At 58.0% G+C, this 15,078-nt stretch carries 14 protein-coding genes; 5 read left to right on the top strand and 9 right to left on the bottom strand.

From position 1 onward, the window contains the following. The first annotated feature begins 2 nt into the window (after positions 1 to 2). The gene (locus tag RTU96_RS07525) at positions 3 to 1,253 is read left to right on the top strand and encodes a lactate dehydrogenase (protein WP_312635932.1); all 1,251 of its coding nucleotides are present in this window, start codon (positions 3 to 5) and stop codon (positions 1,251 to 1,253) included. Beyond that, positions 1,250 to 2,296: an NAD(P)H-dependent oxidoreductase gene (locus tag RTU96_RS07530; RefSeq protein ID WP_312635933.1), complete on the top strand. Its 1,047-nt coding sequence runs from the start codon at positions 1,250 to 1,252 to the stop codon at positions 2,294 to 2,296. Before RTU96_RS07525 ends, RTU96_RS07530 begins: the two co-directional genes overlap by 4 nt. Positions 2,297 to 2,577: 281 nt before the next feature. Here the strand turns inward: RTU96_RS07530 and RTU96_RS07535 are convergent, their stop codons facing one another. The 3 genes from RTU96_RS07535 to RTU96_RS07545 all read right to left on the bottom strand — a co-directional run bounded on the left by RTU96_RS07535 (position 2,578) and on the right by RTU96_RS07545 (position 5,001). Then, positions 2,578 to 2,733, bottom strand: a complete 156-nt coding sequence (locus RTU96_RS07535) for a hypothetical protein (RefSeq protein WP_312635934.1) — start codon at positions 2,731 to 2,733, stop codon at positions 2,578 to 2,580. Between the two features lie 109 nt (positions 2,734 to 2,842). Further along, complete coding sequence (locus RTU96_RS07540; RefSeq protein WP_312635935.1) at positions 2,843 to 3,778, bottom strand: DUF3298 domain-containing protein; 936 nt, start codon at positions 3,776 to 3,778, stop codon at positions 2,843 to 2,845. Between the two features lie 14 nt (positions 3,779 to 3,792). Then, entirely contained in the window at positions 3,793 to 5,001 is a 1,209-nt protein-coding gene (locus tag RTU96_RS07545; protein ID WP_312635936.1) for a nucleotidyltransferase family protein, read from the bottom strand. A 176-nt stretch (positions 5,002 to 5,177) separates the two neighbouring features. Here RTU96_RS07545 and RTU96_RS07550 point away from each other — a divergent pair, with 176 nt between their 5' ends. Together RTU96_RS07550 and RTU96_RS07555 are read left to right on the top strand one after the other, a co-directional pair. After that, the gene (locus RTU96_RS07550) at positions 5,178 to 6,377 is read left to right on the top strand and encodes an acetate kinase (RefSeq protein ID WP_312635937.1); all 1,200 of its coding nucleotides are present in this window, start codon (positions 5,178 to 5,180) and stop codon (positions 6,375 to 6,377) included. Positions 6,378 to 6,589: 212 nt separating this feature from the next. After that, complete coding sequence (locus RTU96_RS07555) at positions 6,590 to 9,373, top strand: ATP-binding protein (RefSeq protein ID WP_312635938.1); 2,784 nt, start codon at positions 6,590 to 6,592, stop codon at positions 9,371 to 9,373. Between the two features lie 162 nt (positions 9,374 to 9,535). Here the strand turns inward: RTU96_RS07555 and RTU96_RS07560 are convergent, their stop codons facing one another. From RTU96_RS07560 to RTU96_RS07580, 5 genes are read right to left on the bottom strand one after another with little or no spacing between them, the layout of a single operon-like run. Further along, positions 9,536 to 10,345 carry a DNA glycosylase gene (locus RTU96_RS07560; protein WP_312635940.1) on the bottom strand — a complete coding sequence of 270 codons (810 nt, stop codon included), beginning with the start codon at positions 10,343 to 10,345 and terminating at the stop codon, positions 9,536 to 9,538. 1 nt (position 10,346) lies between these two features. Continuing rightward, positions 10,347 to 11,348 (bottom strand): asparaginase, encoded by a 1,002-nt coding sequence (locus tag RTU96_RS07565; protein ID WP_312635941.1) that lies wholly within the window; start codon positions 11,346 to 11,348, stop codon positions 10,347 to 10,349. A 25-nt stretch (positions 11,349 to 11,373) separates the two neighbouring features. Continuing rightward, a complete protein-coding gene (locus RTU96_RS07570) occupies positions 11,374 to 12,468 on the bottom strand; it encodes a DNA repair exonuclease (protein WP_312635942.1) in 1,095 nt (364 codons plus the stop codon). A 6-nt stretch (positions 12,469 to 12,474) separates the two neighbouring features. Continuing rightward, positions 12,475 to 12,954 carry a YbaK/EbsC family protein gene (locus RTU96_RS07575; protein WP_294854795.1) on the bottom strand — a complete coding sequence of 160 codons (480 nt, stop codon included), beginning with the start codon at positions 12,952 to 12,954 and terminating at the stop codon, positions 12,475 to 12,477. 25 nt (positions 12,955 to 12,979) lie between these two features. Next, positions 12,980 to 13,753, bottom strand: a complete 774-nt coding sequence (locus tag RTU96_RS07580; protein WP_312635944.1) for a TIGR00282 family metallophosphoesterase — start codon at positions 13,751 to 13,753, stop codon at positions 12,980 to 12,982. A 196-nt stretch (positions 13,754 to 13,949) separates the two neighbouring features. On the opposite strand from RTU96_RS07580, the gene RTU96_RS07585 reads away from it, so the two are divergent. Then, entirely contained in the window at positions 13,950 to 14,414 is a 465-nt protein-coding gene (locus tag RTU96_RS07585) for a DUF1648 domain-containing protein (RefSeq protein WP_312635945.1), read from the top strand. Between the two features lie 74 nt (positions 14,415 to 14,488). On the opposite strand, the gene RTU96_RS07590 is transcribed toward RTU96_RS07585, so the two are convergent. Then, positions 14,489 to 14,755: a hypothetical protein gene (locus tag RTU96_RS07590; RefSeq protein ID WP_294854799.1), complete on the bottom strand. Its 267-nt coding sequence runs from the start codon at positions 14,753 to 14,755 to the stop codon at positions 14,489 to 14,491. Between the last annotated feature and the right edge of the window lie 323 nt (positions 14,756 to 15,078).

The following is a 15,078-nucleotide window of genomic DNA, read 5'->3' on the forward strand; positions in this document are numbered from 1 at the left end:
GAATGGTTTACTACTATACCTATCAGGGCAAAAAATATGCTGCTTTGGAAAGTCTTGCCCTCCTCGCCTGCGGCGAGCCCCGTGAGGGGGAGGACGTGACGTTTCTTATCAACCGCTCGCCGGAGAACCGCCGGACCGGTTTTCTTGTCACGGACCCTCGCCAGCTCACCGCCAAAGCCGACGGCGTGGAGTGGCTGGACAGCCGCCGTATCGACGCGCCCGTCCCAGACCTTCCGAAAGGTATCGTCCGACGGCTGAAGGCCGGAGAACTTCAGGCCGTCAACTTCCGCCATCCCCGCTGGGAGAAGGCGGCAGACCGGACCGAAAAACGCCAGCGCAACCGCCGCCGGGTGCATCTGCTGGCGGTGGGCGACGTGGGCGGCACGCTGCTTACGGCGCTGAAGCTTTTGGGCGGTGACTGCATCGGCACCATCGGCATCTGTGATTTGAATGAAAACACCGTGGCTCGTTGGGTTTCGGAGATGAGCCAGATTTCCTGGCCGTGGGACTACGAGGCCCTGCCCAAGGTGGAGGCCGTGCAGCCCGGGCATTTGTTTGACTGCGACGTGTTTTTGTTCGCAGCGGCAAAAGCAATTCCGCCGGTGGGCAGTCAGGTGCAGGACGTGCGGATGGCCCAGTTTGCCGCCAACCGCCCCTTGGTGGAATCCTTTGCCCGGCAAGCGCGGGAGGCCCGGTTCGACGGGCTGTTCGCCGTTCTATCCGACCCTGTGGACCCTCTGTGCAAGGCAGCGTATCTAGCGTCCAACACGAGTCCCGACGGACAGTGGGACGGAATGGGACTTTTGGCAGAGCAGGTGCAGGGCTATGGACTTGGCGTGATGAACGCCCGGGCCGCCGCGCTGGCCCAGAGCGACCTGCGTTTTCTCTCCTTCCTCTCCGACGGGCGCAGCTTTGGACCCCACGGGGAGGGACTTGTAATTGCAAACTCCCTGAAAAAGTATGATGACGAAATCTCCCGGGAGTTAACGGAACTGGTGAAAACCGCCAATCTCCGTATCCGGGATTTGGGCTTCAAGCCCTTTGTTGCTCCCGCCGTGTCCTCCGGGGCCATGCAGCTTTTGCTGACCTTGCGGGGCCAGTGGCACTGCGGGTCCGTGTGCCTTGGGGGCGTGTGGTTCGGCGTGCGCAACCGGCTCACTCCAAAAGGGCTGGAAACGGAATCCATGGAGCTGCCGGACGCGCTGTTCGCCCGCCTGAAGGAGACGGAAACTACGCTGAAGGCGATTTTATGAGCGCGCTGACATTGATCTGCCCCGGTCAAACCACCTCCCACCGATACGCTTCGGCCCTGCGGGAGGGACTGCGGGACATCCCCTGTCAAATCGTAACATCCCTTGCGGGCCCGCCGGAAACCCACCGGCTCCTCTTCGCCGTGCCGCTGGACGAAAGCGGCGTGAACCACGGGTACTACGACCTGCTGGCTTTTCTGCGGACCCACCCAGGGGTTCTTGCGGGATGCGTGGGAGGTATCGTGGTGGACGGCACGGGGGACCTCTATACCAAAGCCGCCGCCCGGGAGCTGACGCTGGCGGCAAACGGCGCAGGCTGCGCTTTTCCGGGCCGCCCGCTGGTGGAAGCGGTGGGGTCCCTCTCAAACTTTACTGTACAGGCCAAAAATGCGGGCTGCAATTTGGAAGCGGCCTACCGTCTGGCTATCCGGGATTTGGCGGAGCGGATTCTGGGCTTCTCTCCTCCGAAATCAGAGAAGCCAAAGCTTTTGGCACTTCATGCCTCCAGCCACAGCACATCCAACACGCTGGCTCTGTGGAGCGGGGTGCGGGAGCGGCTGGGGGATACCTGCACCGTCACCGAAATTGGCCTGCGCAACGGCACGGTGACGGACTGCCGGGGCTGCTTTTATTCCGCCTGTCTTCACTTTGGGGAGCGCGGAGAGTGCTTTTATGGCGGCGTAATTGTCAAGGAGGTCTATCCCAACCTCCGGGAAGCGGACGCAGTGATTCTCCTTTGTCCCAACTATAACGACGCCCTCTCTGCTAATCTCACCGCCGCCGTGAATCGGCTGACGGCGCTGTACCGTACTACCTCCTTCGCCCACAAGGCGATTTTCGGCATCGTGGTGTCCGGGTACTCCGGCGGGGACCTTTTGGCACGGCAGTTGGTGTCCTCGCTCTGTATGAACAAGGGCTTTTACCTGCCGCCGGATTTTTGCCTGCTGGAAACGGCCAACGATGCGGGCACGGCTATGAAGCTGCCGGGAATTGATGAGAGACTGGACGGGTTTGCGGCAAATATTCTGAACTGCCTGAGTCAATAAGGAAAGCGGCGCGGGATAACTCCCGCGCCGCTTTCTTGAGCCGATGTAGGTAGAGGTCCTTTGTATTCCACGCTTTGGACAGTCACCTCCCGGCCCTCCGGGCCCAGTTCCAGCACGGAATGGGGGATGAATCCCAAACATTCATTGGTCTTTTGCGGGTTATCTACCAAAATGACAAAGTATCTTTGCACAGATGTCCACCTCCCGCTCACAGGCGTACCGCCCCCAACAACGGTCTGTCACGCTGTCTCCTCCGTCCGCAGGCGCTCCACACCTTTTTGTCAGATGGTAATCCTTGCGCCTTCTCCCCGTGGGCGATTTCTGCAAATACGCCTCTGCTGCCCGTCCTTCTCCAGTCCGCGGAGGATGGGAGGCAGCAGCAACGACAGCGCCAGCAAGGCGGTATGCTCCGGGTTCTTCCGCCTTTCCGCAGGCATCCCTCCTATATCTCGTAACTTGATGATTTTGCTATACCTTGTATCTCGATGTATACCAAGCAAAACCTGCGCCGCCTGATATCCGGCGGCGCAGGTTTTAAAGTCGATCTCACGGGGCGGGCTTCGCCGCGTCTTCCATATTTTTGGAAATATTCAGCAGAAGTCTGCCATCCTCGCTGAGATAGGGCTCCAAAAAGTTCCGGTCAAGGACAAAGGTCTGCTCTCCCGCAGCGTAGCTGGCCATTCCATAGGCGGAAAAGACCACCGTCATGCCTTCGTCAGAAAACGTCACGGCATAATCGGGCCACTGGGCGGCAATGCTCTGATAGTCTTCCCAATACATCTCCGTAGGCGATTCAAAGCCATTCTCGGTGGCCCGGGCGTCGGCCTGCCGAATAATTTCCTCCGTCACCGCCGCCTGAAATTTCTCGGAATCCTCACCCAGCGCCGCCGGGTGAAGAAAACGTCCGGTCTGCAAATCAAAATTCCAGCCCAAGAAAACAGAATTGGGATGGGCGCCGCCGGTATAGCTGTAATATGCCCCGCCAATGCTGATCAGCCGATCCGTCCGCCAGGAGGTGAAGGTGAACTCCTCCTCATAATTGTTGTACCAGTCCAAATTGCCTTCCACCCGGCGGGCGTAATCCTCCTCCGCCCAGTCAAGCACACTTGAAAAATCCGTGCTCTCCAGCCAATCTTCAAAATTGCCGTTGAATGCGGCGGCTACGTCCAGCGCAGCCTTCTCCGCCGCCGTGGCGGCAGAATCCAGAATCTGGCCGTCCTCCGTGATTACCCGGAGCACGGGAAGCTCATAGCTGTATGAGGCCAGCGTGGTGCCGTCTTCCGCAAGGCGCGTGTCGCTTTTCTTTTCGCTCTCCAGTGCAAAGTCCAGCATCTCCGACGAGGAGGACAGCACGCTGGTTGCCCCCATGGCGCCAAAAGACTCGTCCGCCGGTGCGAATGCAGGGCCGCCGGGGGCGGCGTTGGCACAGCCCGCCAGCAGCGCCAGAGACAGCCCCAGCATGAACAAAATTTGTTTTCGCATAGAAAATCTCCTTTTCAGAGGATGGCCGGTCCCTCTCTCCACTCCCGTCCGCCGGGAGGAACGTGGGGCAGACACAGCCCGTACAGATCGGTACAGCGGGCCTCCAGTTCAAGGCTCCGGCGGCAGGGTTCCTCCAGCCGCCGCGCATGGGCCGGTTTCGTCAAAACCGGCAAAATGGCGGTTTCTTTCATCCTACGCAGCAGGACCCGCCCCCGTTCCCCCGCCGCCAGCACCCGCAAATAAGGCGGGGTCTTTGGCCGGTCCTGCGCCCGCAGACCCAAAAACGCCCACAGGGCCAGCCGCCGCAGCCGGGCGTGGGGGTAGCGCTTCGTCTTTGCAAGCTCGTAAAATTCCTCCAAAGACAGGGCTTGCCTCCCTGCCCGGACCAGACGGTCGGGAAGTCCTTCACTCGGGGCGCTGTCGGGAAGCTCTGCCCAATCCTCCGCCGTCATGGTCCGCAGGCGTGAAAGAAACGCCCGCTCCGTCAAATCGGAAAGCGGCGGCGGCGCCAGCTCCGCACTTTGCAAAAGCTCCCGCTCCCCCGGAACCAGATAGGGTGTGGCCTTTTCCCATTCACCACCGGCCATCCATCGGCGAGCCTGCGTTGCGGAGATAAAGCGGCTTCCCTGCGGGGCGGCATCGTCGTGATAGCCTGCGCCCTCCCGCCGCACGGTCATGGGCCGCAGGTCCGCACCCAGACGGAGCACCGCCCGCAGATATTCGATCCCAAGATTGTTATTGGGCGTTGCCAGCAGCGCGCCCAGCTTTGCGCCCGCCAGCTCCGTCACCGCCATCTGGCGGCAGACGGCGAAGGGCAGTCCCCGGTCCAGAAAGCGGCGAAGCTCTGCCGCATACTCCCGGGAATTAAGGCATTGTGCCACAGCTTGCAGACTTTCAATCTCCCCGCATTCGCTGCCAAAAGACAGGTGCCTCACCACGCCTGTGGCCGCCAGCAGACTCACGCCGCCCATGGCAAACGTCTCCGCCGAGGATACCGCCCACATAGTAGGCAGCTCCAAAACCAGATCCGCCCCACCCATCACTGCCAGCCGCGCCCGCAGCCATTTGTCAGCAATGGCGGGCGCCGCGCTCTGCACCCAGCAGCCGCTCATGCAGCAAACAATCGCCGTATCCTCCCCCAGCGCCTGCCGGGTTTTCGCAATCTGCCAGACATGCCCGGAATGAACCGGATTATACTCTACAATAATACCAGCGGTTTCCACAGATTTCACCTCGAACCCGTTACAAATAAGTGACAATTCGGTTAAATTGGCAGTTGTATCCTGAGATTTTTTTGTTATACTAAAGAGGTAGTGTGCCATTTTATGAAAAAGGGCAAACCTATTTTACATGATTTTAGGGCTGTCTGCAAGGGCCGCCCGCGGAAAGAGGAGTTACCATGAATGTTCTCGTGATTAACGCAGGAAGTTCTTCCCTGAAATACCAGCTAATGGACCCGGATACCGGCGTGGTTCTGGCCAAGGGCCTTTGCGAGCGTATCGGACTCGACGGAAAGTTCACCTATAAGCCCCAGATTGAGGGCAAGGAAACCCTGAAGGCCGTCGACGTGGCCATGCCCACCCATTCCGAGGCCATTGCGGCCGTGCTGGGCGCGCTGGTGGACGAGAAAAACGGCGTCATCGGCTCTATGCAGGAGATTCAGGCGGTGGGCCATCGCGTGGTTCACGGCGGCGAGGCTTTTAACAAGTCCGTGGTGATCACCGAGGAGGTCATGAAGGCCGTGGAGGACTGCATCCCCTTGGCCCCGCTCCACAATCCCGCCAACATCACCGGCATCCGCGCCTGCGAAAAGGCCATGCCCGGCGTGCCCATGGCCGCCGTGTTCGATACCGCTTTCCACCAGACCATGCCCGCCAAGGCGTTCACCTATGCCCTGCCCTATGACTATTACAAAACGGACAAGGTTCGGCGGTACGGGTTCCACGGAACCTCCCACATGTATGTGTCCGCCCGCGCCGCGGAAATGCTGGACAAGCCCGCCGCCGAGCTGAAAATCATCACCTGCCACCTTGGCAACGGCTCCTCCGTCACCGCTGTGGACGGCGGAAAGAGCGTGGACACCTCCATGGGCTTCACCCCCGTGGCGGGCTTGCCCATGGGCACCCGTGTTGGCGACATTGACGCAGGCATCCTTCAGTACCTGATGAACAAGTACAAGCTGAGCATCGACGAAATGCTGGACATCCTCAACAAGAAGTCCGGCGTGATGGGCGTGTCCGGCGTATCCTCCGATTTCCGCGATTTAGAGGAGGCCGCAGAAAAGGGCAACCAGCAGGCGGCCCTTGCCATCGACATGTTCAACTACGGCGTGAAGAAGCTCATCGGCGCATACGCCGCCGCCATGGGCGGGGTGGACGCCATCGTGTTCACTGCCGGTGTGGGCGAAAACTCTCCCGAGCAGAGGCTGGAAATTGGCTCCGATCTGGAGTTCATGGGTGTGAAGATGGATGCCGAGGCCAACAAGTGCCGTGGTAAGGAGCAGGTAATCTCCGCCGCCGACTCCCGTGTAAAGGTGCTGCTGATCCCCACGGACGAGGAACTGATGATTGCCCGGGATACAGCCGCACTGTGCAAATAAATTTCGCTGCCTTCCTCCTATAATCATTTGCCGTCCGCCGAGCCTGCTTGCAGGCTTCGGCGGACGGTTTTTCGCGTTTTAGGACGAATGCGGCCAGAATCTTCCAAATATATTGCTTCTGCCGGTGGCATATGATAAAATAATGTAAAATTTTACAGTTTTTGACGCAGCCGAGCGTTTTTGACGCAACCGGATTGAAAGGCAGTGAGGGTATGAAGAACCGAATCCTTCGCGGGGCGCTGGTTGCCCTTTGTGCGCTTTTTCTGAGTGCGGGCTGGTCCCTTCCCTGTCTTGCCACGGAAGACGCCGGGAGCAGCCTCCCCGCGCTGAAGGTGGCTTTTTATCCTCTGGACGGTTTTTTTGAATACGACGCCTGCGGGAATGAGACAGGCTATGGCGTGGAACTCTTGGACAAGCTGTCCCAGTATGCCGGGGTGAGCTTTACCTACGTGGCGGCGGATAGCTGGGACAGCACCCGCGATATGCTGGCGGAGGGAAAGGCCGATCTCCGGATGCCGGTGTCCATGCCCCTGATTCCCTCTTCCACACCCGGGATGAGTTCCCACGCGATTTTAAACACCTATCATGCGCTGATGACCCTGAATTCCAATCAAGGGCTGTACTACTGCGATTACGACGCCTTTGGCGACCTGCGGGTAGCGGTTTCCGATAGTCTTCTGAGCCGCGATGTAATTGCCTCCCGGCTTTCGGAATTCGGCATCAGCGAGGATCAGCTTCTGGTCTGTGGCGACTACGGCGAGGCCCGCGTCATGCTGGATTCCGGCATGGCGGACGCGGTGATTTCCAACGTGATGGACCTGAAGGACGACATGAAAATTCTTGCCCGGTTCGACAATACCACCAACCATATTCTCATGCGGCAGGACGATCCTGCACTCTCACTTCTGGACAGCGCCATGGACCGATTGGAGATAAACGAGCCGCTTTTCATGTCGGGTCTTTATAAAAAATGGTTTCCGGAGCGTGTCTGCGTGCCGCTGACCCGTGCGGAGGTGGAATACGTGGCGGGGGTCGGCGGTCTCCGCTTTGCCTTCGCCGAGGAGGAAGGCTATCTCTCCCGGCTGGAGGACGGCGTGTATAAGGGCTTTTTCCCCGCACTGGCGGAGCTGCTGTGCAGGAAGCTTGGCGTGGAGTACGAGGCGGTTTCCCGGGATACTCCAACGACGGACGCGCAAGGGGAACCGCTGATTCTTCCGGGCTACTCAAATAATCTTCTTCATGCGGCGGAAAGCGGCGTCAGTGTCACGGACACGTTTTTTACCGCCAACTACTGCTGGCTTCAGCAAGAGGACGTTGAAGTAAACCTTTCAGACTGCACGGTGGCGGTGGTGGACGGTCCCGGTTCTCCATCCCGGCTTCTTTTGCGAGATTTTTTGCCGGAACAGCTCCTCTATTTTGACGACTGGGGCACCTGTATCCGGGCAGTCTCCTCCGGCAAAGCGGACGTCACCATTTTGAACAACTACATCGCGGAGTATTATCTCAGCGTGTACCGTTACGGGAACGTGGTTTCCGTTTTCACGGATAATTACAGCCAAGGCGTCTGCTTCGGCGTCACTCAGGGAAACGTCGTCCTCAGCGCCGTTCTCAACAAAACGCTGGACACCGTCTCCGCCGATGAAATCGGCCAGTTGATTATCCGCGCCCAGACGGACAGGCCGCAGTACGGCGACCCGCTGGACCTGATTCGCAGCCATCCGACACAAACCCTGTCTGTGCTTGCGGCGCTTGCCGGTCTGCTGGGGGCGCTCGGGGTGCTTGCGGTGTTCACCCGCCGGATCAGCCGACAGAATTTAGCCCTTCAAAGCGCCAACACAGCGAAAACCGATTTCCTCTCCCGCATGAGCCACGACATGCGCACCCCCATGAACGGCATTTTGGGAATGACCGCGCTGACCATGGATCTTCCCGATCTCTCTCAGGAGGCGCAGGCAAATCTCTCCGCCATCCGGGATTCCAGCAATTACCTTTTAAGCTTGATTAACGACACGCTGGATATGAGCCGGATTGAGGGGCAAAAGATTGAACTGCACAAGGAGCCTGTGCTGGCCTCGGAACTGATTGAGCACACGCTCTCAGGGATTTACCCGTCCGCACAGTTGAAGGACATTCAGATTACCACAAAATTTGTGGGTTTCAAAAACGAATACATTCTGGCAGACCGGGTGAGAATGCGGCAGATTTTCACAAATCTTTTATCCAACGCCGTAAAATTTACCCCTGAGCATGGAAAAATCAAATTTCGCATTGAATGTATGAAACAGCAGCACAGAATTTCCCTCTGCCGGATTAGCGTCAGCGACAACGGCGTGGGCATGAGCGAGGAATTCCAGCAACATGCCTTCGAGCCGTTTTCTCAGGAGCCAAACTCCCAGAGCAACCGTTACGCCGGCAGCGGGCTGGGCCTGCCCATCGTGCAGAATCTGGTGCATCTGATGGGCGGAACCGTTTCTATCCGCAGCAAGCTGAGCGAGGGCACATCCATCACGGTGGAACTGCCCATAGAGGTTTTGGAGCACTATCAGCCTCCGCCCCCCGGAGAGACCAGCACCTTTTTGGAGCTGCGGGACAAGCGGGTTTTGCTGTGTGAGGACCATCCGCTCAACGCCGCCATTGCCACAAAGCTATTAAGCAAGGCGGGCGTACTGGTTGAGTGGGCAGAGGACGGCCAGCAGGCCGTGGACCTGTTCATGCGGCGGGGCTGGGACTATTACGACGCGATCTTGATGGACATTCGGATGCCCGTGATGGATGGGCTGAGCGCCGCGCGGGTCATCCGCAATCTCCGCAGGGGCGACGCAAAAACGGTTCCCATCATCGCCATGACCGCCAACGCCTTTGACTTTGACGTAAAAGCCAGCCTCTCCGCCGGGATGGACGACCATCTGGACAAGCCCGTGGAGCCGGAGAAGCTGTATCGCGCGCTGGCGGAGCAAATCTGTCTGCGCAGCGGCGGCAAAATCAAGCGCAGATAATACAGGCCGCCAAAAGCTGAATTTATGGCTTCATACAAGTCGGTCACTTATTCAAATTTCCGGAATCCGGGGCATGATCAGCCGTCGCCTGTTTTCGGGTGAAGACCGCAGCCACGTTAAATACAAACCGGGCGGAAGGAACGTTCCTTCCGCCCGGCTTCTTTATCCCGCTGCGCACGGCTCTCCGCATCGGGCGTAGTAAAAAAGATATTGCTGCATCACTCCGGCAAAGCCCTTGTAGCGGTACAGCGGGAACCGGCCTCGGTAGCGCTCCCGCACCACCCGGTTAATCCACACATCCCGGGGAAACGCGGCAATGCGGTGATAGCCGAACAGCGCCACGCAGCTCGCCACCTTCACGCCCACGCCGGGAACGGTCATCAGCTTCTCCGGCAGAGCCTCGTCGTCAAGCTCCGTCAGTGCCGCAAGATTCAGCGTTCCATTTTCCGCCATCCGCGCAGCGGCCAGAACATAGCCCGCGCGATAGCCAAGCGCGCAGGCCCGCAGCCCATCCTCCCCCGCCGCGGCCAACGCCGCCGCACTGGGAAACCCGTACTCCGGGCCAAGGTCTTCTCCGTATCGGCGGCACAGCGTCTCCACACAGGCGCGAATGGCGGGGATGTTCTTCCGCTGGGAGATAATAAAAGTTATCAGCATCTCCCAAGGGTCCTGCCGCAAAATGCGGATTCCTGTCCCGAAGGCCGCCGCTGCCGTGAGATACGCGTCTTTCTGCGGAACGGCGGCGCGGAATGCCGCGTAATCAGTATTGAGGTCAAAATAATCCCGCCAGAAGCCGTCAAACTCCTCCTCGGAGCAGTCTATCACCCATGTGTCAGCCCGCTCCTGAAGCTCCGTCCACCGACTGCCCGCCACGGCACGAAAGCGGCCCTCTTCCAGCCGTTTCAGCCGAAAGCACTGGCCGCTGTCCGCAATTTTTTCGATGTCAAATTCTTCTTTTGAAACAACTACCATCTCAGCACTCCGCAGGCCACAAAATATCGTGGGCGACGGGGGTGTAAAACAGGCGCTGAATCTCCGCCATGTCCCGTGTCTGTCCCAAAATCCACATCAGCTTGGCCGTCACTGCCTCGGTGGTCATGTCAAACGCCTCCAGCACCCCAGGAACGCCCTTGAGCCGATGTCCCACATGGTAGATGCCAAGATCGCTGCCCTCGTTCTGCACCTGCGTGGTGAGCACCACCAGCTTTCCCCGCGCCGTCCAGCGGCAGACGCTGTCACAGAAATCCGAACCTTCGTAATCCGGCAGGCCGCCCACGCCGAAGGATTCGATCATCAGCGCGTCGCAGCGCTCCAGCAGATAGTCAAGCAACGCCTGCTCCGTGCCGGGAATCAGCTTCAAAAGTCCCACCTTTGTATTCAGTTGATCATAAAATATCGGCCCGCCCGCGCAATCCTCATGGAGGTAGCGCAGCAGCACCCCGTCCCGCAGGACCCCGAGAAACGGATAATTGATGCTGGAAAAGGCCTCGAAGCTTTTAGAGCGGATTTTTTGCGCCCGAGTCCCCAAAATCACCTTCCCGTTGAACACGAGAGATACGCCCGGCAAATCAGACGATGCCGTGCGGAACGCATCCGTAAGGTTTATTTTCGAGTCCGTCACATCGAAGCCGATGGGCTTTTGCGCTCCGGTGAAAACGATGGGCTTGGGGCTTTTCTGAATGAGATAGCTCAGCGCGGCTGCTGTATAGGCCATAGTATCCGTCCCGTGGGTGAGCACGAAGCCGTCGTAAGCCTCATAGTGCTCCCGGATGCAGCGCACCATCTCCAGCCAGTGGGCAGGCGCAATGTTGGTACTGTCCAGATTCAAAAGCTGTAAGCTTTCCACCTCGCAGATACCGGAAATGGCGGGAATATGGGCCAAAAGCTGTGCGCTGGTGAGCTCTGGGGCCAACCCGTTCTCCGTCACCTGCGAGGCAATGGTGCCGCCCGTGCCGATCATTAAAATCTTTTTCATTCTATGTCCTTAAAAAACGATGTCTTTATAAAATATCTCTGTGGTCCAGCGCCGCAAGGCCAAACCGCACGGCGCGGCTGACGCGCTCCCGCTCTTCCTCGTCCCCGGCGTCATACTGCTGGCGCAGGCGGCGGAGAAATTCTCCCCGGAGGGAGTCCTCTCCCGCCCTTGCCCAAACGTCCTGACGGACACGGGTTCCATCCCGCAGTTCCAGTGCGTAAAACCGGCCGGAAAGCACTGTCTCCAGCGCCGTCAGGTCAATTCCCCGCTCATCCGTCTCCCCGGTGAAGATGATACGGTATAAATCGTAGGTGGTCCACTTTGGCAGGGCGGCTTCCACCGCCTCCCGGGGGTCCCGGTCCGTCACGTCCACGGTCAGAATCTCGTAGCGGTGGCGGGCAAAAGGTACAAATTCCAGCGTCACCGCCCCCTCGTCGGACACGGTGCCGAAATAAAAACCCTTGTCCCCCAACTCATCAAAGCCCCGTCCCTCCGGACAGCCGGGATAGGCCCAAAGGGTCCTCCCGCTTTTCTGGGGGCCGGAGGCTGCGTGAACATGTCCCAACGCCAGATAGGTAAGGCCGCTGTCAGCAATCTCCGCTTTCGTTACGGGGTTGTAGCGGGGGGCTGACGGCTCCACGTCTCCGTGGAGCGCCATCAGGTGAATCCGTCCGTCCTGCGGCACGGAAAATCCAGTCAAAAGTCCCGCCGTCTGCTCCGGGGCGGTAAAGGCCGCGCCGTGGACCGTGCAGTTCAAATCCGGCAGGTCCACGCTCTCTATCTCTCCGGACTTAAATATGTACACGTTATCCGGCCACTGAACCGTGGCATAGGGACTGTCTGCGGAGTAAAAATCGTGGTTTCCGGGGGCGATGAACACGCTGATTCCGGCGCGGCTTAGGCCCTGGGCCAGCTCCTCCGGCGTCTCGCGGAAGCTGTTTGTCCCGTCGAAAAGGTCGCCGGAGAGAAGCATCAAATCCGCGCCCCGGCGGAGGGCTTCCTCGGCCAGCCGCGCGCCAAGCTCTCGGCTCTCCCGCCGCCGCTCTGCCGCCCGCTGGGGCGACAACGCGTGAAACGCGCTGTCCAGATGAAAGTCCGCCGCATGAATAAATCGAAGCATAGGCATTTACTGCTCGTCGGGCCGCCAGGCCTTGCACACGTCTACCCATGTTCCGCCGGAGTATTTCTCAAGCTCGTCACAGGTCATCTCCACGGCGCTGTTGCTGCTGCCCGCCGCCGGAAAAATCGTGTCGAACCGACGCATGGACGCGTCCAGATAAATCTCCACGCCCTCCTTCACTGCAAAGGGACACACCCCGCCCACGGCATGACCCACCAGCGTAGCGGCCTCGTCGTGGCTCAGCATGGATGCCTTGCCTCCGAACTGGTCCTTATAACGCCGGTTGTCCACCTTGGCGTCTCCCGCGCAGACCACCAGCAGCACCCGGTCCCCCAGCTTGAAGCTAAGGGTTTTGGCAATCCGCGCACCCTCTACACCCACGGCTTGGGCCGCCAGATCCACGGTGGCTGAGGACACGTCGAACTCCCGAATGCGGTCTTCGATGCCCTGCGTTTGAAAATAAGCTCGTACCTTTTCGATTGACATGAATCTGTCCCTCTCTATCTCGTCATTATCGGATGTCCACCCGTTCCACCCCGATGCACAATCCGGTGGCGCTGTCCAGCGTAAAAACGGCTCCCTGAAGCTTTACCGGCCCCTCGGGCGCCCGGAACCGGCCCGGCAGGCCCCCCAAAAACATCTCTACAGACTGCTCCGGCTTCACACCCAGCACGGATTCCACCGCGCCGGTCATGCCCAAATCCGTGATATAGCCCGTCCCGTTGGGATATACCCGCTCGTCGGCGGTAGGCACATGGGTGTGAGTCCCCCAAAGGGCGGAAACTCGCCCGTCCAGGAAGTAACCCATAGCCAGCTTCTCGCTGGTGGCCTGCGCGTGAAAATCCACCAAAGTAAAATCCGTCTTTTCACCAGTCAAAAGCTGGTCGACAACGGTGAAGGGGTTGTCCGCCCCCCAATTCAGGTTGCACCGCCCGATCAGGTTCACCACACGGATGCGCACACCGTTCAAATCATAAATCCCCCAGCCCCGGCCCGGCGCACGGCGGGTGTAGTTGGCGGGGCGGAGAATATAGGAGTGCTCGTCCAGAAAATCCACGATTTGGGGCTTGTCAAAGCTGTGGTTGCCCAGCGTAATGACGTCCGCCCCAGCGTCGTAAATGCGCTCCGCCTGCTCCGGTGTCAGTCCCACGGCGGCGGCATTTTCACCGTTCACCACGGTGAAAGCGATATTCTTCAATTTTTTCAGGGGCCGCAGCGTCTTTTCCAGATGAGCAAGCCCCGGCTCGCTCACCACATCACCCACGGCTAAAACATGATACAGCATATAGCACCCAATTCCCTCAAGCAGTTTATTCGTTTTATTATATCCAAAAGCAACACGAATTGCAAGGGGCCGCGCCACGTGTCTTGGCCACAGCGCGGCATTGGCTGTTCATGCAGCCTCGGTTTTTTCCAAGATTCGTTGCAATCAGCACTTCGATATGATACCATCATAAAAAAGTTGAAAGAAGGCCTCCTCCGTGAAATTAAAAAAGAGTAGCTATCATGCCGCAGTAAACTCTATATGCCTCATTTTGTTGTTGGGAAGCGCCATATATCTGGTGCTGAACTGGGGTAAAATACCCGATCAAGTGCCCGCACACTACGATGCTTCGGGTACCATAGACAGATGGGGAAGTAAATACGAGTTGCTCATCTTTTTGGCACTTGGCTGGATCATATATTTTGGAATGGCAGCAATATCCCGGTTTCCATCGGCTTGGAACACCGGCGTTCACGTCACTGCGGAAAACAAAGAACGGGTATATAAAATCTTGAGAGCCATGCTTGACACATTACAACTGCTGATTTCGGCAGTTTTCTCCTTTCTTATCATCGATTCCTCCCTGTCGAATACACTTCCCGGTTGGTTTCTGCCCGCTTTTCTGTGCTTGGTATTTGGCTCCATCATTTTCTTCAGTATAAGATTAGTGAGGGCCAGATGATCAATCACGCCGACACGGTAAAATCTTTTCGACACTTAAAATAAAGAAGCCGTGCATTGCACGGCTTCTCTTCCTTATTTCAGCAGCTTAAACTGGCCCAGCAGAGGAACTTCCTTTTCCTCGCCGTTAATGGCGCCGATAAAGCCAATTACCGCGCAGACAAAGCAAAAGATGCCCCAAATCCACCCGATGATCGGGATGATACTCAGCAATCCGGCCAGCCAGATTACCAGTGCCTGATTGAGGTGAAACTTTGCTCCCTCCCGATCTCCGACAATTAACGCAATCAGCAATCCGACCCAAGTCAGATATGCTACAATTCCAGTGGTTTTACGATCCATAAACACGGCCTCCATTCTTAAATATATTGTGAGGTTTATAGCTTTTTAGTATTTTAGCACGATAAGCGTGTAAACGCAAGGGTATGCAACAGGAGTATTTGCCGCTCTCTCTAAATCATACGCTTTAATAGCTGTCGGCGGAACCAATCATCCGGTCGATTTTCTTCCGAAGCGGTTTGCAAAACCAATTTTTCATTTACACAGGCAGCAAAACAAGAGTAAAAGGCACCCGAGACGAAAAGATAAAAAGGCAGAGCGGACAGTCAAATGACTGTCCGCTCTGTGTTGGCGCTACCTGTCTTCCCGGGCCGTTGCCAGCCAAG

It is taken from the genome of Oscillibacter sp., assembly GCF_032018205.1.
Taxonomy (GTDB): Bacteria; Bacillota; Clostridia; order Oscillospirales; family Oscillospiraceae; genus Oscillibacter.

Bases quoted from the DNA above. Each gene is read 5' to 3' on its own strand.
- RTU96_RS07565 (WP_312635941.1), bottom strand. From the start codon at position 11,348: ATGAAAAAGATTTTAATGATCGGCACGGGCGGCACCATTGCCTCGCAG.
- RTU96_RS07525 (WP_312635932.1), top strand. From the start codon at position 3: ATGGTTTACTACTATACCTATCAGGGCAAAAAATATGCTGCTTTGGAA.
- RTU96_RS07580 (WP_312635944.1), bottom strand. From the start codon at position 13,753: ATGCTGTATCATGTTTTAGCCGTGGGTGATGTGGTGAGCGAGCCGGGG.
- RTU96_RS07575 (WP_294854795.1), bottom strand. From the start codon at position 12,954: ATGTCAATCGAAAAGGTACGAGCTTATTTTCAAACGCAGGGCATCGAA.
- RTU96_RS07560 (WP_312635940.1), bottom strand. From the start codon at position 10,345: ATGGTAGTTGTTTCAAAAGAAGAATTTGACATCGAAAAAATTGCGGAC.
- RTU96_RS07590 (WP_294854799.1), bottom strand. From the start codon at position 14,755: ATGGATCGTAAAACCACTGGAATTGTAGCATATCTGACTTGGGTCGGA.
- RTU96_RS07550 (WP_312635937.1), top strand. From the start codon at position 5,178: ATGAATGTTCTCGTGATTAACGCAGGAAGTTCTTCCCTGAAATACCAG.
- RTU96_RS07530 (WP_312635933.1), top strand. From the start codon at position 1,250: ATGAGCGCGCTGACATTGATCTGCCCCGGTCAAACCACCTCCCACCGA.
- RTU96_RS07555 (WP_312635938.1), top strand. From the start codon at position 6,590: ATGAAGAACCGAATCCTTCGCGGGGCGCTGGTTGCCCTTTGTGCGCTT.
- RTU96_RS07540 (WP_312635935.1), bottom strand. From the start codon at position 3,778: ATGCGAAAACAAATTTTGTTCATGCTGGGGCTGTCTCTGGCGCTGCTG.
- RTU96_RS07570 (WP_312635942.1), bottom strand. From the start codon at position 12,468: ATGCTTCGATTTATTCATGCGGCGGACTTTCATCTGGACAGCGCGTTT.
- RTU96_RS07535 (WP_312635934.1), bottom strand. From the start codon at position 2,733: ATGCCTGCGGAAAGGCGGAAGAACCCGGAGCATACCGCCTTGCTGGCG.